Source organism: Desulfobacula sp. (assembly GCF_014237455.1).
Lineage (GTDB): Bacteria > Desulfobacterota > Desulfobacteria > Desulfobacterales > Desulfobacteraceae > Desulfobacula.
This window is the reverse complement of sequence record NZ_JABZFL010000068.1, coordinates 1-18295: the sequence shown is the minus strand read 5'-3', so window position 1 is coordinate 18295 and position 18295 is coordinate 1. Positions and strand designations below refer to the sequence as shown.

General features: G+C 40.0%; 33 protein-coding genes. 2 read left to right on the top strand and 31 right to left on the bottom strand.

The genetic code is table 11. The features are described 5' to 3' along the window. Positions 1–175: 175 nt before the first annotated feature. Positions 176–1684: a glycerol kinase GlpK gene (gene glpK / locus HGJ91_RS09900; RefSeq protein WP_291347580.1), complete on the top strand. Its 1509-nt coding sequence runs from the start codon at positions 176–178 to the stop codon at positions 1682–1684. A gap of 132 nt (positions 1685–1816) precedes the next feature. Here the strand turns inward: glpK and HGJ91_RS09895 are convergent, their stop codons facing one another. Beyond that, on the bottom strand, positions 1817–3049 hold the full coding sequence (locus tag HGJ91_RS09895) for an MFS transporter (RefSeq protein ID WP_291347579.1): 1233 nt from the start codon (positions 3047–3049) through the stop codon (positions 1817–1819). A gap of 213 nt (positions 3050–3262) precedes the next feature. Here HGJ91_RS09895 and HGJ91_RS09890 point away from each other — a divergent pair, with 213 nt between their 5' ends. After that, positions 3263–4276: a sensor domain-containing diguanylate cyclase gene (locus tag HGJ91_RS09890; RefSeq protein WP_291347578.1), complete on the top strand. Its 1014-nt coding sequence runs from the start codon at positions 3263–3265 to the stop codon at positions 4274–4276. Between the two features lie 120 nt (positions 4277–4396). On the opposite strand, the gene rplQ is transcribed toward HGJ91_RS09890, so the two are convergent. The 30 genes from rplQ to HGJ91_RS09740 form a co-directional block, all read right to left on the bottom strand. Continuing rightward, a complete protein-coding gene (gene rplQ, locus HGJ91_RS09885; protein WP_291347577.1) occupies positions 4397–4753 on the bottom strand; it encodes a 50S ribosomal protein L17 in 357 nt (118 codons plus the stop codon). After that, positions 4743–5780 carry a DNA-directed RNA polymerase subunit alpha gene (locus HGJ91_RS09880; protein WP_291347576.1) on the bottom strand — a complete coding sequence of 346 codons (1038 nt, stop codon included), beginning with the start codon at positions 5778–5780 and terminating at the stop codon, positions 4743–4745. The genes rplQ and HGJ91_RS09880 overlap by 11 nt, the downstream gene beginning before the upstream one ends. 47 nt (positions 5781–5827) lie before the next feature. Beyond that, positions 5828–6454: a 30S ribosomal protein S4 gene (gene rpsD / locus HGJ91_RS09875; RefSeq protein WP_291347575.1), complete on the bottom strand. Its 627-nt coding sequence runs from the start codon at positions 6452–6454 to the stop codon at positions 5828–5830. 29 nt (positions 6455–6483) lie between these two features. Further along, positions 6484–6879 carry a 30S ribosomal protein S11 gene (gene rpsK / locus HGJ91_RS09870; RefSeq protein WP_291347574.1) on the bottom strand — a complete coding sequence of 132 codons (396 nt, stop codon included), beginning with the start codon at positions 6877–6879 and terminating at the stop codon, positions 6484–6486. A gap of 26 nt (positions 6880–6905) precedes the next feature. Next, positions 6906–7274, bottom strand: coding sequence for a 30S ribosomal protein S13 (rpsM, locus tag HGJ91_RS09865; protein WP_291347573.1), 369 nt, complete (start codon positions 7272–7274; stop codon positions 6906–6908). Between the two features lie 12 nt (positions 7275–7286). Then, positions 7287–7400, bottom strand: a complete 114-nt coding sequence (gene rpmJ / locus HGJ91_RS09860) for a 50S ribosomal protein L36 (protein ID WP_006963720.1) — start codon at positions 7398–7400, stop codon at positions 7287–7289. A 48-nt stretch (positions 7401–7448) separates the two neighbouring features. Beyond that, on the bottom strand, positions 7449–7667 hold the full coding sequence (gene infA / locus HGJ91_RS09855) for a translation initiation factor IF-1 (protein ID WP_004073836.1): 219 nt from the start codon (positions 7665–7667) through the stop codon (positions 7449–7451). A gap of 36 nt (positions 7668–7703) precedes the next feature. Then, positions 7704–9023 carry a preprotein translocase subunit SecY gene (gene secY, locus HGJ91_RS09850; protein ID WP_291347572.1) on the bottom strand — a complete coding sequence of 440 codons (1320 nt, stop codon included), beginning with the start codon at positions 9021–9023 and terminating at the stop codon, positions 7704–7706. A gap of 31 nt (positions 9024–9054) precedes the next feature. Continuing rightward, on the bottom strand, positions 9055–9489 hold the full coding sequence (gene rplO, locus HGJ91_RS09845) for a 50S ribosomal protein L15 (protein ID WP_291347571.1): 435 nt from the start codon (positions 9487–9489) through the stop codon (positions 9055–9057). A gap of 1 nt (position 9490) precedes the next feature. Next, on the bottom strand, positions 9491–9673 hold the full coding sequence (gene rpmD, locus HGJ91_RS09840; RefSeq protein WP_291347570.1) for a 50S ribosomal protein L30: 183 nt from the start codon (positions 9671–9673) through the stop codon (positions 9491–9493). 13 nt (positions 9674–9686) lie between these two features. Further along, the gene (rpsE, locus tag HGJ91_RS09835) at positions 9687–10181 is read right to left on the bottom strand and encodes a 30S ribosomal protein S5 (protein WP_291347569.1); all 495 of its coding nucleotides are present in this window, start codon (positions 10179–10181) and stop codon (positions 9687–9689) included. Between the two features lie 16 nt (positions 10182–10197). After that, on the bottom strand, positions 10198–10566 hold the full coding sequence (rplR, locus tag HGJ91_RS09830) for a 50S ribosomal protein L18 (RefSeq protein ID WP_367142594.1): 369 nt from the start codon (positions 10564–10566) through the stop codon (positions 10198–10200). A 38-nt stretch (positions 10567–10604) separates the two neighbouring features. Beyond that, a complete protein-coding gene (rplF, locus tag HGJ91_RS09825) occupies positions 10605–11147 on the bottom strand; it encodes a 50S ribosomal protein L6 (protein ID WP_291347568.1) in 543 nt (180 codons plus the stop codon). Between the two features lie 14 nt (positions 11148–11161). Further along, a complete protein-coding gene (gene rpsH, locus HGJ91_RS09820) occupies positions 11162–11560 on the bottom strand; it encodes a 30S ribosomal protein S8 (protein WP_291347567.1) in 399 nt (132 codons plus the stop codon). A 51-nt stretch (positions 11561–11611) separates the two neighbouring features. Further along, positions 11612–11797, bottom strand: a complete 186-nt coding sequence (locus tag HGJ91_RS09815) for a type Z 30S ribosomal protein S14 (RefSeq protein ID WP_291347566.1) — start codon at positions 11795–11797, stop codon at positions 11612–11614. A gap of 19 nt (positions 11798–11816) precedes the next feature. Beyond that, the gene (rplE, locus tag HGJ91_RS09810; protein ID WP_291347565.1) at positions 11817–12356 is read right to left on the bottom strand and encodes a 50S ribosomal protein L5; all 540 of its coding nucleotides are present in this window, start codon (positions 12354–12356) and stop codon (positions 11817–11819) included. A 21-nt stretch (positions 12357–12377) separates the two neighbouring features. Continuing rightward, the gene (rplX, locus tag HGJ91_RS09805; protein WP_291347652.1) at positions 12378–12692 is read right to left on the bottom strand and encodes a 50S ribosomal protein L24; all 315 of its coding nucleotides are present in this window, start codon (positions 12690–12692) and stop codon (positions 12378–12380) included. Between the two features lie 42 nt (positions 12693–12734). Further along, positions 12735–13103, bottom strand: a complete 369-nt coding sequence (rplN, locus tag HGJ91_RS09800) for a 50S ribosomal protein L14 (RefSeq protein WP_291347564.1) — start codon at positions 13101–13103, stop codon at positions 12735–12737. Between the two features lie 16 nt (positions 13104–13119). Next, on the bottom strand, positions 13120–13380 hold the full coding sequence (gene rpsQ, locus HGJ91_RS09795; RefSeq protein ID WP_291347563.1) for a 30S ribosomal protein S17: 261 nt from the start codon (positions 13378–13380) through the stop codon (positions 13120–13122). Positions 13381–13397: 17 nt separating this feature from the next. Continuing rightward, complete coding sequence (gene rpmC / locus HGJ91_RS09790; RefSeq protein ID WP_291347562.1) at positions 13398–13610, bottom strand: 50S ribosomal protein L29; 213 nt, start codon at positions 13608–13610, stop codon at positions 13398–13400. Positions 13611–13616: 6 nt separating this feature from the next. Then, positions 13617–14024, bottom strand: coding sequence for a 50S ribosomal protein L16 (gene rplP, locus HGJ91_RS09785; protein WP_291347561.1), 408 nt, complete (start codon positions 14022–14024; stop codon positions 13617–13619). Positions 14025–14047: 23 nt separating this feature from the next. Further along, entirely contained in the window at positions 14048–14698 is a 651-nt protein-coding gene (gene rpsC / locus HGJ91_RS09780) for a 30S ribosomal protein S3 (RefSeq protein WP_291347560.1), read from the bottom strand. A gap of 12 nt (positions 14699–14710) precedes the next feature. Beyond that, positions 14711–15049 carry a 50S ribosomal protein L22 gene (rplV, locus tag HGJ91_RS09775; RefSeq protein ID WP_291347559.1) on the bottom strand — a complete coding sequence of 113 codons (339 nt, stop codon included), beginning with the start codon at positions 15047–15049 and terminating at the stop codon, positions 14711–14713. Between the two features lie 27 nt (positions 15050–15076). Continuing rightward, a complete protein-coding gene (rpsS, locus tag HGJ91_RS09770) occupies positions 15077–15352 on the bottom strand; it encodes a 30S ribosomal protein S19 (RefSeq protein ID WP_291347558.1) in 276 nt (91 codons plus the stop codon). A gap of 35 nt (positions 15353–15387) precedes the next feature. Next, positions 15388–16215 (bottom strand): 50S ribosomal protein L2, encoded by an 828-nt coding sequence (gene rplB, locus HGJ91_RS09765; protein WP_291347557.1) that lies wholly within the window; start codon positions 16213–16215, stop codon positions 15388–15390. Between the two features lie 12 nt (positions 16216–16227). Further along, entirely contained in the window at positions 16228–16515 is a 288-nt protein-coding gene (rplW, locus tag HGJ91_RS09760) for a 50S ribosomal protein L23 (protein ID WP_291347556.1), read from the bottom strand. A 1-nt stretch (position 16516) separates the two neighbouring features. Then, positions 16517–17137 carry a 50S ribosomal protein L4 gene (gene rplD / locus HGJ91_RS09755; protein ID WP_291347555.1) on the bottom strand — a complete coding sequence of 207 codons (621 nt, stop codon included), beginning with the start codon at positions 17135–17137 and terminating at the stop codon, positions 16517–16519. 74 nt (positions 17138–17211) lie between these two features. After that, positions 17212–17832, bottom strand: a complete 621-nt coding sequence (gene rplC / locus HGJ91_RS09750; RefSeq protein ID WP_367142595.1) for a 50S ribosomal protein L3 — start codon at positions 17830–17832, stop codon at positions 17212–17214. Between the two features lie 17 nt (positions 17833–17849). Then, complete coding sequence (rpsJ, locus tag HGJ91_RS09745; RefSeq protein WP_291347553.1) at positions 17850–18158, bottom strand: 30S ribosomal protein S10; 309 nt, start codon at positions 18156–18158, stop codon at positions 17850–17852. 20 nt (positions 18159–18178) lie between these two features. Further along, positions 18179–18295 (bottom strand): hypothetical protein (locus HGJ91_RS09740; RefSeq protein WP_291346414.1); only part of this gene is annotated, 117 nt, incomplete at its 5' end.

Sequence of the window (18295 nt, the reverse complement as noted above, 5' to 3'; positions counted from 1 at the left end):
TTTTATTATCTTTGATTTTAACCACTTGTATTCAAACTCAATTGCAAAGTCAAGAAAATGAATGCGAAAATATATATTTAAATGTTTAAACGACACTATCTAAATGATATGGTTTTATATCAAGGTTGAAAGACACTTTACAAGTTATGATTTTTAAATATCCGGGGGCAAAATTATGCCAAAATATGTCGGTTCGATAGACCTTGGGACAACCAGCATCAGATTCATTCTCTTTGATAAAAAAGGGAATATTTTTGCTTCAGCACAAAAGGAGCACCAACAAATTTTCCCAAAACCAGGCTGGGTTGAACATGACCCTGTTGAGATCTGGAAAAACACTTGTTCCGTCATTGAAGAAGTGATGGCTAAAACCAAAATTTCAGTCCAATCGATTGATTCGATTGGAATAACCAATCAAAGAGAAACCTGTGTCGTCTGGAACCAGAAAACAGGAAAGCCATATTATAATGCGATTGTATGGCAATGTACAAGAACAGATGATATCTGTAAAAATCTTGCAACAGAGACCGGAGAGGCATTCTTCACTGAAAAAACAGGCCTGCCCGTAGCAACCTATTTTTCAGGCCCAAAAGCAAAATGGGTATTTGACAATATACCAGATGCAAAAAAAGATATCTTATCAGACGATGTTCTGTTCGGAACAATCGAAACCTGGATTATCTGGTGGCTGACCGGAGGCCCGGAAAAAGGATCACACATTACAGATGTTTCCAATGCCAGCCGGACCATGATGATGAATATCAACTCCCTTGAATGGGATAAAGAGCTTTTAGATGCGCTGGGTATCCCCATATCCATACTACCGGATATAAAGCCTTCCATAGACTCTAATACCTGGGGAAGAACACTAAAGGACGGTCCTTTCAAAGGTGAAACACCTGTTTGCGGTGCGCTGGGTGATCAGCAGGCAGCACTTTTCGGTCAAACCTGTTTTTCCAAAGGGGAAGCTAAAAACACCTATGGGACGGGTTGTTTCTTGTTGATGAATACAGGGAATACACCCATCATCTCTCAGCACGGTCTTTTGACCACTGTCGGATATCAGATCAACAATGAAAAAGTCGTGTACTGCCTGGAAGGCTCCATTGCCATTGCCGGCGCTCTGGTACAGTGGATGCGGGATAACTTAGGTATTATCAAGTCTGCTTCACAAATTGAAGACCTGGCAAAAACAGTGGAGGATAATGGCGATATTTATTTTGTACCTGCATTTTCCGGACTGTTTGCCCCCTACTGGCGATCCGACGCAAGGGGCGTTATTACCGGGATAACAAGATTTGCTAATAAAGGGCATCTGGCAAGAGCAGTTCTTGAGGCAAACGCCTATCAGACACGTGATATCACCACTGCAATGAAAAAAGATTCAGGAGTAGATCTTAGCCTGCTCAAAGTTGACGGGGGAATGGTTCTAAACGAATTGCTCATGCAGTTTCAGTCTGATATTCTCAACGTACCGATTATACGGCCGACGGTAATCGAAACAACTGCATTGGGGGCAGCATATGCTGCCGGGCTTGCCACAGGATTCTGGAATAGTACTCAGGATTTGAAAGCAAACTGGTCAGAGGATAAAAGATGGCTTCCCTCCATGTCCCAAAAAAAATGCGACGATCTGTATTCCAAATGGAAAAAAGCCATTGAAAAATCTTTTAACTGGGTGTAATTTTTATGGTTACAACCCATAAATTAGGATAAATATATCAGATGTTTGATTAAAAATCACATTATAATATGCTGGGATTTAAAATGGTTCCATAATCGTATTGCACTTTCTTTAAAAATGAGTCTCTCCATTCTATACACTGCCCCGACGGAAGGATTTTAGTGATGCAGTTAAGGCCAGGGCAACAATACATAGGGCTGCCAGAATCAAAAAAACGATTTTGTAGCTACAGGTTACATCGAATATGTATCCGGCCACAACCGGACCGATAGCTCCGCCAATGGTGCTGCAAAAAATGACAATCCCGAAAAGAAGACCGTGAGATCTTGTCCCGAACAGCCTTGCAATCAACGGTGAAGCTAAAGAAAAAAAACCGCCATGGGCAAACCCATATAAGATTGCGAATAAATAAAACATCCATAAAGTTTTAACTGCCTGTAGCCAGCATAGTGCTGTTAACAGGAACAAAAGACAGATGAACAGCGCCGATTTTTCACCGATTCTGTCCCCGGCCCCACCCATCAAAAATCTGCCCAAGATACTCACTCCGCCAATAGTCGCTAAAAGTCCTGCTGCAACTGCCACTGGAATGCCAAGATCAATGGCATGTTGAACAATATGTATCAAGATGGTGTAAACACAGATGAGGATAATGAAATAGATGGCACAAATCGTCCATAATTGTCTGGTATGGAGCGCTTTCTGAAAAGTCAATCCCTCTTCAGTTTTATTTAAATTATCCGTTGTATGGCTGTTTTTATTATCAATAAATTGTGCTTTCTGGATTGGATCTCTCACCAGAAACTGGGCAACAAATATTACAGAGACCATGATAATAACTGCTAACACTGCAAATGAAGTGCGCCATCCATAACTTTTCAAAAGCCACGTAATGAAAAAAGGCATGATGAACATTCCAACTCCGGTACCGACTTTGATGATGCCGCTCATCATTCCTCGTTTCTTTTTAAACCATCTTGCCACAGTTGACAGAGGTATAACATCTATACCACCGAGCCCAATACCGGCAATCAGCCCATAGAATAGATACAGCTGCCAGACAGAATTGACGTTTGCCATCAACAGAAAGCCCAGCCCAAGGAAGAAACCACAGGCACTCATGATGAGTCTGGGTCCGAACCTGTCGTTTAGATTTCCCAAGAGAATACTGGCTAAACCATGCACCAGGAAACATAAAGAGGCCGCACCTGAAATAGTTGCTCTCGACCATCCGAATTCACTTATTAATGGAACAAAAAATATACCAAAACTGTTGCTGGTACCCCAGACAATGGCCTGGATAAAAAAGGAGGCTACGATGATCGTGTAGCCATAAAAAAGGGATGGTTTTTTAATTTTTGTCAATGCTGATGTCTCGTTTTCATTCAGGATCTCCTAAACAATGCGAAGCTAATATGTCACAAAGAAGGACTTGTTTTCAAGTGCAAAACAAAAAATAATTCCATTATGTCAATTGTTGCAGGTTTATTTACAATTTAAAAAAATCTACCTGCCATTACCTTGCTCAAAATCACGATTCATATTGACTTTCTCTGTTATGCGACTTAAAGAAAAGACATGACAATTCCACATTCAGTTTTAGAACGACTCAAAAATAACGAAATTACTGCCAGAAAATTTCATGAAATTGAAATCAGTATTTTGACCATTTTAAATTTTCAGGATTTTATTAAAAAATTGTTGTTTGAAATCAGTTCAAAATTTTCTGTTCCTTATACATGGCTCTCCATTATTGAAGAAAGCAGTATTTCCAGATATCTTCAAAATATTCAAAATTCAAAATTCTTAAAGACATCAACGGCATTTTTACCCGAAAAAAATTTTTCAAGTATAACCCGAAACCAGCTGAAACCCTTACTGGCCAATAAAAATCTAACCGAATTCCATCCATTGATCCCTGAGGCATCAGAATATAAACTCGGTTCCATTGCTATTGCACCCATCACTCTGGACGGCGAAATTGTAGGAAGCATTAATCAGGCCGATAAAAATATTCACAGGTTTGAACCGGGTATTGACACATCTTTATTGGAACAACTGGCACTTAAAGTGTCTTTATGTCTCTCCAATGTAACGGCACATGAACAGCTAAAGTTTCTTGCATTCCATGATCCATTGACAGGTCTTTTAAACCGGGGGGTAATGGAAAGAGCTCTTGAAAGGGAATTTCAACGGTCCAAACGGTATCACATTGATCTGACAGTTCTCTTCCTGGATCTGGATGATCTTAAATCCATCAACGATACTTTTGGCCATGATAACGGGGATATGGCATTATGTCATACTGCAAATTGTCTGAAAAGCCATGGGCGGGATTCTGATATTGTGGCTCGATTTGCAGGCGATGAATTTGTGGTCATTCTGCCTTCCACAAATAAAAATCAAGCGGCAAACTATATCAACAGAGTAAAACAAAAACTTGCAAGTGACCCTTTATCTGCCAACAACACCACTTTTTATGTCAAATTAAGCCATGGCCTTTCTTCTGTGTTTGAAAAAGGAATGAATTCATCGGCAATTCTTTTAAAAGCGGCGGACAAAAGACTTTACCAAGCCAAACAGAACAAATGATTTTCACTCAGGCTTTCTATCATGTCATAGTTGAAAATTGGAAAAATAAACGCAAAAATCCCTGGCAGCTTTTGCCTGCCAGGGATTTTAATGTTTTTTTAACTTTTGAGCTGAGGGGTATCAGTCAAAAATCAATTCAATCTGTACCATTGGGGCAACATCCCCTTTTCTGGGGCCTAGTTTGATAATCCTAGTATACCCACCCTGTCTTGAACTAAACTTCTCTGAAACTTCATTAAAAAGGGTATGAACAACATCTTTTTCCCGAATCACTGCGAGAGCCTGTCGTCTTGCATGCAAATTCCCTCTTTTGGCAAGCGTTACCATTTTATCTGCAATCTGTCTTAACCCTTTTGCTTTTGCTTCAGTCGTTTTAATTTTATCATGTTTGAACAGAGAAGTTACCATGTTCCTGAACATAGCCTTTCTATGGCTTGAGGTCCTGTTTAATTTTAATACTGATTTTCTATGTTTCATGGATATATTCTCCTTCCTGATTGTTCTCATCTTCTGGTGGTTCAAAACCTTCGAGATCCATACCGAGTGAAAGATCCATGGAAGCAAGGACTTCCTTTATTTCATTTAAGGATTTTCTACCAAAGTTTTTAGTTTTCAGCATTTCACTGTCTGTTTTTTGTACCAATTGATAAATAGTATGGATTCTGGCATTTTTCAAACAATTGGAACTCCTGACAGATAATTCAAGCTCATCCACAGGTCTGTAAATATTCTCGTTAAGGCCAAGATCTGACTCATTTAAATTTTCATCGACATAATCGGGTTCCATATCTTCATCAAAATTGATAAATGGATTCATTTGCTCTTTGAGAATTTTAGCCGCATATGCAATCGAATTGTCCGGGGTTACGGAACCATCCGTCCATACTTCAAGGGTGAGCTTATCATAATCAGTTTTATGTCCGACTCTAGTTGTTCCTACCACATATTTCACACGCTTAATGGGAGAAAACACACTATCAACAGGGATAGTCCCAATGGGAGAATCCTCATCCTTGTTAGCCGAAGAAAGCGCATAGCCTTTTCCGGTTTTTGCAACCAGGGTCATGTTTAATACACCCTTTTTGGAAATGGTGGCAATATGCTGCTCAGGGTTAAGGATTTCAACCTTACCGTCCGGGCTTACAATGTCAGCACCCGTAACTTCGCATTCACCCTTGGCACTCAATGTTAATATTTTGTCTTCCATGTCTTCAACCCTGAGTTTCAGCTCTTTCAGGTTTAAAATGATTTCGGAAACATCTTCTCTAATATCTGATATCACACTATATTCATGAAGAGCATCATCAAATTTAACCGATACAATGGCTGGGCCATATATGGATGAAAGAATAATACGTCGCAGAGAGTTCCCGATAGTGATACCATATCCTCTTTCAAGGGGTTCACATACAAATTTACCATATGTTGAAGTTGTGGTAACGTCAAGCTTCTCCGGCTTGATCATCTCTCGCCAGTTCACATACGCAAGTTTTTCAGATGACATCTATATCTCCTGAATAAATATTTGAATAAACCATATCAATGGTTTGCCTATTTTGAGTAAAGCTCTACAATTAATTGTTCCTGAATAGGAAGAGTAATATCTTCACGTACAGGAACGCCAAGAACTTCGCCTTTAAACTTCTCTTTGTTGATTTCAAGCCATTGGGGGATACCGCGTCTTACAATGGCATCCAGAGAATCTGAAATCGTCTGAATTTTTTTGCTTTTTTCCCGAAGTTCGATCACATCACCTTTTTTAACCTGGTAAGATGGAATATTTACTTTTTTACCATTTACTATAAAATGATTGTGTCTTACAAAATGTCTGCCCTGAGTTCTGGAATTCACAAATCCCATTCTAAAAACAGTATTATCAAGACGTGTTTCCAAAAGGCTTAAAAGGTTAGTACCAGTAATTCCTTTTTGTCTATCCGCCTTTTTAAACGAAATTCTGAACTGTTTTTCCGATATCCCGTAAAGCCTTCTGACTTTCTGTTTTTCTCTGAGCTGAATTCCGTAATCTGATAATTTGCTCCTTCTCTGTCCATGCTGTCCAGGGGGATATCCTCTTCTATCAAAACTGCATTTATCTGAAAAGCATCTATCGCCTTTCAAAAAAAGTTTTATGTTTTCGCGTCTGCATTGTCGGCAAACAGAACCTCTATAACGTGACAATGTTTTTCTCCTTTATCAAACCGGTAAACTTATACTCTTCTTCTTTTTGGCGGACGGCATCCATTATGGGGAACCGGGGTAACATCTTTGATCATGGATATATTGAATCCGAGCGCATGCAGTGCCCTTAAAGCTGATTCTCGACCAGGCCCGGGTCCTTTAACATATACACCAATATTTTTCATGCCGTGTTCCATCGCTTTTGCACCGGCATCTTCTGCAACCAGTTTAGCCGCAAAAGGCGTACTTTTTCGGGAACCTTTAAATCCCTGCACACCCGCACTGGACCATGAAATGGTATTTCCGTTTTCATCGGCAATTGTGACGATTGTATTATTAAAAGTAGATTGAATATGTACAATGCCTGTGGAAATATTCTTTCTTACCCGTTTTTTGGATACATTTTTTTTGGACTTTTTTGCCATAATTCACAGTACCTTTTTAGATTATCCTAATTTTTCTTTTTAACCGCAGTCCTTTTGGGACCTTTTCTTGTTCTAGCGTTTGTACTGGTTCTTTGACCATGACAGGGAAGGCCTTTACGATGACGTAATCCTCTGTAACAACCCAGATCCATGAACCTTTTAATATTCATGGAAACTTCACTTCTGAGTTCACCTTCAACCTTATACTCCGCGTCAATGACTTTTCTGATGTCGTTAACCTGTTCTTCGGTCAGGTTATTTGCTTTTGTAGTAGGATCAATGCCTGTTTTTTCAAGTATTAGCTTTGATCTACTTGCCCCTATTCCGTAGATATAGGTTAAAGCTATCCATGCATGCTTATCTCTTGGTAAATCTACTCCTGCGATACGTGCCAAATTTCTTTCCCCCTATCCCTGACGCTGTTTATGGCGTTTATTAATACAAATAACTCTTATGACACCACGTCTTTTTATTATTTTACAATCTCTACAGATTTTTTTTACAGATGCCCTGACTTTCATCCATTAACTCCTAACCTAATATCTATTATATTATATAAAATCAAATATTTATTTATATCTATATGTAATTCTGCCTCGGCTTAAATCATAAGGTGAAATTTCTACAGTCACCCTGTCCCCTGGTAAGATCTTAATAAAATGCATTCTCATTTTGCCTGAAATATGAGCTAACAATACATGCTTGTTTTCGAGCTCAACTTTAAACATGGCATTGGGTAGTGTTTCAAGTACTTTCCCGTCAACTTTAATGGGTTCTTCTTTTGCCATAGATTTATTAATCTCCTATAGTTTTAAACCGTTAAATCAGGATCTGCCTTTTATTCTTTTACTGCCGGATCTTCCCAAAAAGCCTTCATAATTACCTGTAATCAGATGGGACTCTATTTGGGAAATAGTATCAATGGACACCCCCACAACAATCAAAAGCGCAGTGCCGCCAAAATAAAACGGAACATTAAACTTACTCATCAAAAAGGTGGGCAGAACACAAACAGCAGACACATATAAAGCACCGCCAACAGTTATTCTTGTCAACACTTTATCAATGTATTCTGACGTTCTTTTACCCGGTCTGATTCCAGGGATATATCCCCCATTCTTTTTCATGTTCTCGGCAACATCTTCAGGATTAAACTGTACGGCTGTGTAGAAAAAACAAAAGAAAATAATAAACCCTACATAGAGAAGATAGTACCAGATTGTTCCCGGGCTGAACATGGCTGCCACTGTTTTCATAACCGGTATATCCATAAATTGTGCCAGAGTAGTCGGGAACATAATGATAGAGGATGCAAAAATAGGTGGTATAACACCAGCAGTGTTTATTTTTAGTGGAAGATGCGAGGTTTGCCCCCCATACATTTTTCGACCCACTACACGCTTGGCATAATGTACCGGTATCCTTCGCTGTGCCTGTTCCATATAGATAATAGCAGCAATAACGGCTATCATGAGAACCGTAAGGATAATAATGATAAAAATCCCCATTTCTCCGGTCGTCATTAGCTGCAAGGTGTTTCCCAGTGCAGATGGCATACTTGCAACAATACCTGCAAAAATGATGAGAGAAATACCGTTTCCTATTCCTCTTTCAGTAATCTGTTCTCCCAGCCACATGATAAATGAAGTACCTGCAGTAAGCGTAATAATGGTGACAAGTCTGAAACCCCATCCGGCATAGGGAACAATCGCCACTCCGGCTGGTGAAGTCATGGATTCAAGCCCGACACTGATACCCAATCCCTGGATAACACTCAAGATAACTGTCCCATATCTGGTATACTGAGTTTTCTTTTTACGACCTGCGTCACCCTCTTTTTTAAGCTGTTCAAGGTGCGGTACAACCACTGTCATCAGCTCTAAAATAATCGAAGCACTGATATAAGGCATAATTCCTAATGCGAATATGGAAAATCTTTCCAATGCGCCACCTGAAAACATATTGAACATGGAAAATAAGGTTCCCTCAGCTGCGGCAAAAAAAGAGGATAGTGCTGCACCATTAACCCCGGGTGTGGGGACATGAATCCCGATACGGTAAACAAACAGCAACGCGAGTGTAATGAAAATCTTTCTTTTAAGCTCAGGAAGTTTAAATAAATTCTGGTAGCTGTTCTGGATCATTTATTGGTTCCTTACATCCTTTTCTTAATCGTTATTCTATACTTCCGCCGGCAGATTCGACTTTTTCTTTGGCCGTCTTGGAAACAAGAATATTTTTTAAGGAAAATTTCTTGGTTGTTTCACCCAGACCGAGAATTTTAACGCCATCAACACGCCCTTTTACCAGTCCGGCTTCTCTTAAGGCATCAATATCAATCGTTGCACCATCTTCAAATCTGTCCAGATCTTTTACATTTAAGACAGCATTGTTTGTTTTAAATATATTGAAAAAACCTCTTTTGGGAAGTCTCCTGTAAATCGGCATCTGACCGCCTTCAAACCCTGGTCTTACATTACCGCCGGATCTTGCTTTCAGACCTTTGTGGCCGCGGGTACTGGTTTTACCCATTCCTGACCCCGGACCCCTACCGACTTTTTTCCTTTTTTTTCTGGAGCCCTGCGCAGGTGCTAAATCATGAAGCTGCATATTACACATCCTCTACTTTAATGAGATGAGACACTTTTTTAACCTGTCCCAGGATAACCGGGTCAGCATTATGCTCAACTGTATGATTCATTTTTCTCAATCCAAGGGAACGAATAATCCGACCATGTTTGGCAGGTCTTCCTATTGTGCTTTTAACTTGTGTGATTCTAATTCTATCAGCCATTTTTCACAACCTCTTATATCTCTTCAGGTCTAAGACCACGACGTTTTGCTACTTCTTCTTTTGTACAAAGTGATTGAAGGCCTGCCATCGTTGCCCGGACAATATTTTGGGTGTTATGTGTTCCGATACATTTTGTCAGGATATCGGTTACTCCGACTGCCTCAAGGACTGCACGAATCCCGCCGCCGGCAATCAGACCGGTACCCGGCGAAGCCGGTTTCAGCAATACTCGACCGGCGCCTGATTTTCCGATAACTTCAAACGGGATAGTCCCCTTAAGTAAAGAAATTTTAACCATATTTCTTTTTGCCTTTTCCATACCTTTTTTAATGGCTTCAGGGACTTCTTTTGCTTTTCCAAGACCGTAACCAACTTGACCTTCACCGTCACCCACAACAACGAGTGCACTAAAGCTGAAGTTTCTACCGCCTTTTACAACTTTTGCAACACGATTGATCCTGACGACCTTATCAATTAATCCATTATCTTCCATCTGCTGTCTTGCCAAGGGTGTTCCTCCTTAATTAAAAATTCAATCCGGCTTCACGGGCTCCGTCTGAAAGCGCTTTAATGCGCCCATGATATAAAAATCCGTTCCTGTCCAGGACTACTTTTTTAATTCCTTTATCAAGAGCTCTCTTGCCGACGAGGTTTCCAACTGCCTTTGCAATTTCTGCCTTTTTGCCCTCTGCCTTGTTTTCCCTGAACTCCTTATCAAGGGTAGAGGCAGACACAAGTGTGCTGGCGCAGGTATCATCAATAATTTGAGCGTAGATATGCTTTGAACTTCTGAACACACTTAATCTCGGACGATCCTGATTACCAAAAATATTTTTTCTGATTCTCTTCTTTCTTTTAAGCCTTGCTTTAAGCCTTGGTGCTGTATTTCCCATAATCTTTATATTCCCGTCTTTTACGTGTGACCTTCAGGTTATTCCTTGCCTGCAGTCTTACCAGCTTTTCTCATAATTCTTTCATCGGCATACATTATGCCTTTGCCTTTATAAGGTTCAGGTGGTCTGATTTTTCGTATGTTTGCCGCAGTCTGGCCAAGCGTTTCCTTATCAATTCCTGATAAGAAAATCTGTGTATTTTTTTCAACATTAACAGAAATCCCTTCAGGAAGTGTAAATTCAACCGGGTTGGAATATCCAACATTGAGTATAAGACTCTTGTCTTTTACTTCTGCACGATAACCAATACCGGAAAGCAGAAGTTTTTTCTCATATCCGACAGTAACACCGGTCACCATATTGGAAATAAGGGATCTGAATAATCCTTGCAAGGCCACTTTTTTCTTGTTGCTGGTATCTGTTTTAACGGTTACAATATCGTCATTTATACTTATTTCGATAGCCGGGTGCAGTTGACGTTCGAGATTACCTTTGGGTCCTTTGACTGAAATCATATCACCCTTCAGGGCAAATTGGACCTTATCTGGAAGCTGAACCGGCTTTTTTCCTATTCTAGACATATATTACTCCTGACCTACCATACGTTACAAAGAATTTCACCACCGACGTTCGCTTCGATAGCCTGTTTATCTGTCATCAATCCTTTGGAGGTTGAGACGATAGATATGCCCAGGCCATTTAAAACCGGCTTAATCTGTTTTGATTTATTGTAAACCCTGCAAGATGGTTTACTCACTCTTTCAATACCAAAAATTGTGGACTGTCCCTCGGATACATATTTTAAATAGACACGAAGCACTCCTTGTGTCTCATTCTCCAGGAATTTAAAATCCTTGATGTAACCTTGTTCCTTAAGCACCCGAACCATTTCCAACTTAATTTTTGACCCGGGGATATCCACTTTAACAAACTCTGCTTTACCACCATTTCTAATAATTGTCAGCATGTCTGCAATTGGATCACTAATTGCCATTTGAAATCTCCTTAAAATCCGCTGATATATATTTTTTTTAAAATCTGTCAATTACCAACTTGATTTGGTAACCCCTGGAAGCTTGCCTTCTGATGCAAGTTTCCTAAAACAAATTCTGCAAATACCAGCTTTTCTAATAAATGCTCTTGGTCTACCGCATAAAGGGCATCTGTTATATGCACGCACTGAAAACTTAGGTTTTCTTTGCGCCTTTGCAATTAAAGCTTTTTTAGCCAAGCCTTCCTCCTTAAGATCCTTAATTTTTGAAAGGCATTCCCAACATTTTCAAGAATACTTTGCCTTCCTCATCCGTTTTAGCTGTTGTCACAATAGTAATATTAAGACCTTTGATACTGTCGGTCTTATCATAATCTATTTCAGGGAATATAATGTGCTCTGTGATACCAAGGGTGTAATTGCCCCTGCCGTCAAAAGCCTTTGGCGATATTCCCCGAAAGTCCCTGACACGTGGTAAAGCAATATTCACAAGTCTGTCAAAAAAATCATACATTTTTTCACTGCGCAGGGTAACCTTGCACCCGATGGGTAGGTCAGCGCGGAGTTTAAAATTTGCAATCGGTTTTTTGGCTCTTGTAATTACTGCTTTCTGACCGGCGATCAACGCCAGTTCTGAGGCTGCCGGATCAACGATCTTGGGATTTCTGACCGCTTCTCCAAGTCCCATGTTTAACACGATTTTCTCTAACTTAGGCACCTGTAATTCATTTATATAATTAAAGGTTCCCTTAAGCTGGGGAACAACCTCGTTATTGTATTTTTCCTTAAGGGTTGACATGTATTCTCTCCGCCTTTGGTCTTAAGAATCTATCTGCTGATTGCATTTTTTGCAGATTCTTACCCGTTTTCCATCTTCCAATTGTTTCATTCCAATTCTTGTCGGTTTTACACACGCATTACACATAACCATAAGATTAGAAATTTGAATCGGCATGGTTTTTTCCACGATACCACCTTGTGGATTTGCCTGTGTTGGTTTCTGATGAACCTTAACAACATTAATATTTTCAACAATGACACGGTTGGTCTTTCTAACGACTTTCAACACTTTACCGATTTTACCTTTATCTTTTCCGGTCAGTATTTTAACCTTATCATCTTTTTTCATTCTGATTTTCATTGTTCCCATAAGAATTTTTCTCCAAAATCCAAATAATTAAAGAACATCAGGAGCCAGAGAGACGATTTTCATAAATCTTTTGGCCCTTAACTCTCTTGCCACCGGACCAAAGATACGCGTTCCAACCGGTTCATTTGATTTAGTTAAAATAACAGCTGAGTTATCGTCAAATCTAATCATTGAGCCATCAAGTCTGGATATTTCCTTTTTGGTTCTGACAATCACCGCCTGAACAATATCACCCTTCCTTACTTTTGCATTGGGGATTGCTTCCTTAACAGAGCAAGTGATGATATCACCTATGCTGGCATATCGTCTTCTGGATCCGCCAAGTACCTTGATGCAGTACAGTTCCTTTGCCCCGGAGTTGTCTGCGACAGTTAATCTTGTTTCACTCTGAATCATTTCTCAATTCCTTTAATCAAACAGCTTTTTTAACGATTTCACTGACTCTGAAACGCTTAAGCTTGCTCAAGGGTCTTGTCTCGATGATTTTAACTATATCACCGATCCTGCATTCATTTTTCTCATCATGAGCATGGTATTTTTTATACTGTTTCATGAATTTTTTATAAATCTTGTGCTGAACAAATCTTTCGATCTGAACGACTACCGATTTATTCATTTTATCTGATATGATAAGGCCTATCAGCTCTTTTTTATTTTTTTGAATATTTTCCATAGTAGTATCTTCGCAAATTAGCTTATGTTTACGTTCATTTCCTTAGATATTGTGTAAAGTTTTGCAATATCTTTTTTGACGTTTGAAAGTGTCGATGTGTTCTCAAGCTGTCCAACATCGTTCTGAAAGCGAAGATTAAAAAGCTCTTTTTTTAATTCTACAAGCTTTTCTTTCATCTGGTCTGCTCCCATCTCTCTAATTTCACCTGCTTTTATTTTACTGGCTTTCATATTTACTTAGCTCCTTTCCACAAAACGGGTTTTCACGGAAAGTTTTGCAGCTGCAAGTTTCATGGCCTCTTTGGCAACCTCTTTTGGGATACCTTCCATCTCATAAAGAATCTTACCCGGTTTCACTCTGGCAACCCAAGCATCTGTAGCACCCTTACCCTTACCCATTCTGACTTCTGCCGGTTTTTTCGTAACTGGGTGATCCGGAAAAAATCTAATCCAACTTTTACCTGCTCTTTTTGCATGGCGGGTTAGCGCCACCCTTGCTGCTTCAATCTGTCTTGCACTTACATATCCGCATTCGATTGCCTGAAGGCCGAAGTCACCAAAGCTTAATGTGTTACCTCTGCCTGGAGATCCCTTTGTTCTGCCACGAAACTGTTTCCGGAATTTTACATTTTTTGGACTAAGCATTTCTTAATTTCTCCTAATCGCCTCTATTTAGCCAGCGCTTGTTCACCAGGATTTAATACTTCACCCTTGAAAATAAAAGTTTTAATTCCAATGGTTCCGTATGTAGTTCTTGCTTCGGTAAAGCCGTAATCAACATCAGCTCTTAAGGTATGAAGAGGGATACGGCCTTCTTTGTACCACTCCGTTCTTGCCATTTCAGCACCCCCCAGTCGACCGGAACAAATAATTTTAATTCCTTTTGCTCCAAACCGCATGGCAGAAGACACACTGCGTTTCATCGCTCTTCTGAAAGCAATTCTTCTTTCCAGCTGAAGCGCAATATTCTCCGCAACCAACTGAGCATCAATTTCAGGACGTCTGACTTCTTTGATATCGATCAGCACCGCAGGATCGAGCATTTTTTCAAGTTCCTGTTTAAGCAATGCAATCTCTGATCCTTTTTTCCCGATAATAATACCAGGCCTTGCTGCAAACACTCTCAGTCGAATCTGTTTAGAAAACCGTTCTATTTCTATTTTTGAAATACCCGCGTGAAAGAGTTTCTTTTTCAAAAATTTCCTGACTTTGAAATCTTCTTCAACAAAAGAGGCATATTCTTTATCCGCATACCATCTGGAATCCCAAGTCCTGACGATACCTAATCTAAATCCGGTTGGATGTACTTTCTGACCCAAGCTTATCTCCTCCTATTTGTCAGTTTCTTCAACAATTATAGTTAAATGACTGCTTCTTTTCAAAATCCTGCTTGCTCTTCCCCTGGCCCTTGGTCTGAACCGTTTCATGGTAGGGCCATGATCAACAATTATATTTTTGACAATCAGCTTATCCACATCAAGCTCATTGTTATGCTCAGCATTAGCGATAGCTGACTGCAAGGTTTTATAAATAACCCCTGCAGCTTTGAGCGGCATAAATTTTAAAAGCGTCAGGGCCTGCCCGGCATTTTTGCCTTTTACTTCATTAATGGGCAACCGGAGCTTAAATGGTGAAATCCTTGTATATCTTGTAGTTGCTTTAACTTCCATATCAATATCCTTTAATCAGACAAGAGATTACCTCTTGGATCTTTTATCTCCGGCATGGCCCCAAAATGTTCTAGTAGGTGAAAACTCACCAAGCTTATGACCAACCATATTCTCTGTAACAAAAACAGGTATGAATTTTTTACCGTTATGTACAGCAAATGTGATGCCGACCATTTCAGGAAATATAGTGGATCTACGCGACCAGGTTTTGATAACTTTGTTGCTTTTGGATTTAGTTGCTCCCAAAACTTTCTTTAAAAGTTGCGGTGCAATGTAGGGTCCTTTTTTTAATGATCTTGGCATAATTCAACCTATTTATTTTCTCTTGGTATTTATTTTCACTTAGCTCTTCTTTTAACAATATACCGATCGGTTCTGCTGCTCTTTCTGGTTCTCTTGCCTTTTGTCGGCACGCCCCAGGGTGTACAAGGCTGCCTGCCGCCTGAAGATCTTCCCTCACCACCACCCATAGGATGATCAACCGGGTTCATAGCAACACCACGGACAGACGGACGTCTTCCCATCCATCGAGACCGACCGGCTTTACCGATCTTTACATCACCATGTTTTTCATTACCCACTCTACCGATAGTTGCTTTGCATTTCAGATGAATCATTCTGACCTCACCTGAAGGCAGAAGAACCTGAGCATAACTGCCTTCCTTTGCCATAAGCCGTGCATAGCCACCGGCGCTTCTAACGATCTGGCCACCCTTGTTCTGCTTCAATTCAATATTATGAATCCTTGTACCCGTAGGGATATTTTCAAGGGGCATGCAGTTACCCGGTTTAATATCAGCTCCCGGGCCAGTTTCCAGAATATCACCGACTTTTATATCCAACGGTGCCAGAATATATCTTTTTTCACCGTCAGCATAAACCAGAAGAGCAATCCTGGCGCTCCTGTTGGGGTCATATTCAATGGCCGATACCTTTGCCGGAATACCTTCTTTATCTCTTCTAAAATCAATGATGCGATATTTCTTTTTTGCTCCGCCACCTCTATGTCTTACAGTAATTCTTCCGTAGGAATTACGACCGGAATGTTTATTTAACTTTTTTGTCAGTCGTCTCTCAGGACTGGTTTTGGTAATTTCTTCAAAAGAAAGGTATTCCTGAGACCGTCTTCCGGGAGATGTCGGCTTTGTCTTAATTATTGTTGACATATATATACCTCTTTAAACACCTTCAAAAAAATCAATTCTTTGTCCTGGCATCAATGTAATTATCGCTTTTTTCCAGTCTTTTCTTTTCCCGATAATTCTGCCGCGCTGTTTTGCTTTTCCTTTTACCTGTACAGTTCGGACCTGTTTTACCTTGGTATTGAAATTTTTCTCAACAGCATCTTTGATTTCAACCCGGTTAGCTCTTTTATCAACTTTAAATGTCACCTGGTTGTTCAATTCTTTTTGAAGAGTTGTTTTTTCAGTAACCAAAGGGCCTCTGATAATATCATATCGTTCCATCTTAGCTTAACCTCCCCTTGATATTATTAATGCTAGATTCTACTAGAAGAAGGTTTTTAAACTTTAAGATATCAACCACATTGAGTCCCTCTGTCTTTATCACCTTGATATCCGGAATATTTCTGGAGGAAAGCAGAAGATTTGTATCATCTGCATCAGAAACAATCAACAGATCTGAAAGCTCTAAAATTTTAAGGACATTGGCAAATTCTCTAGTCTTAACGGCTTCAAGATTGAAATCATCAATTACATAAATAGTATTATTTTCCATCTTAGAGCTTAACGCCATTTTCAATGCTAGCTTTCTTACCTTTTTGGGCACCTTTATCGCATAGGACCTTTGAGACGGCCCAAAAATCACCCCACCACCCTTTCTTAAAGGGGATTTCACACTACCGGCACGTGCATTACCGGTTCCTTTCTGCCTGAAAAGCTTTTTGGTACTGCCTTTCACCATACTCCTGGTTTTACACGCAGCCGTCCCTTCCCGTTTTGAAACGAGCTGGGAGCGAACGACCTGGTGAAGAACACTTGTTCTAACGGGTATGTTGAAAATCTCTTCAGGAAGCTGAGTTTCAGACACTTTTTTACCTGCACTGTTTAATACATCTACAGCAGCCATATTCTTCCTCATAAATTTTGATCAGCTATGCATCACTGCGAAAATATTGCAATACCCATAGCCGCATTTTAGTCTTATACTTTATGCACTTCCAATATTCCTGTTTTAAAACCCGGCACTGCGCCTTTCACCAACAGGAGATTATCTTCATGCTTAATGTCTACAATTGTGAGATTCTTTACGGTCTCTCTGTTTGTGCCCATGTGGCCGGGAAGTTTCTTTCCCTTAAAAACTTTTCCAGGCCAGGCACTATTTCCAATAGACCCTGGTTTTCTGTGATTTCTGCTACCATGTGTTTCAGGACCACGGCTAAAACCGTGTCTTTTAATCGTACCTTGAAAACCGCGTCCTTTAGAAATTCCAGATATATTTACTTTATCACCTACGGCAAATACATCAATTCCTATGGTAGCACCGGCTTCAACATCTTCAAGGTCATCGGTTCTAAATTCCCGTAAAACGCGGAATCCTTTATCACCAGCTTTTTTCAAGTGCCCTGCCATGGGTTTGTTCAGTTTTTCAACCGGTTTTTCATCAAATCCAAGCTGAAGAGCATTATATCCATCAGTCTCTTTGGTTTTGAGCTGAGTAACAACACATGGTCCGACCTGCACAACAGTAACAGGAACAAGCTTCCCATCTGAGGAAAACACATTGGTCATTCCGATTTTTTTTCCAAGTAATGCGCTCATAATTGGTTCCTGTTATTGAACTATAATTTAATTTCCACATCCACACCCGGCGAAAGATCAAGTTTCATTAACGCGTCAACTGTCTGCTGGGTGGGTTCCAGAATATCCATCATCCTTTTATGCGTTCTAATTTCAAATTGTTCACGTGATTTTTTGTTCACGTGGGGAGAACGCAATACAGTAAATTTGTTTATCCGAGTCGGAAGCGGCACCGGTCCAACAATTTTGGCGCCGGTCTTCCTTGCGGTATCAACAATATCTACTGAAGACTGATCAATGAGTTTATGATCGTATGCTCTGAGCCTGATCCTAATTTTAGTTTTCAACATGATAGATCATTCTTCCTAACTTACTCTACAATTTCACCGATAACACCGGCACCAACAGTACGGCCACCTTCTCTGATGGCAAACCTGAGCTCTTTTTCCATTGCGATGGGGTTAATCAGCTCCACGTTAATGGTCGC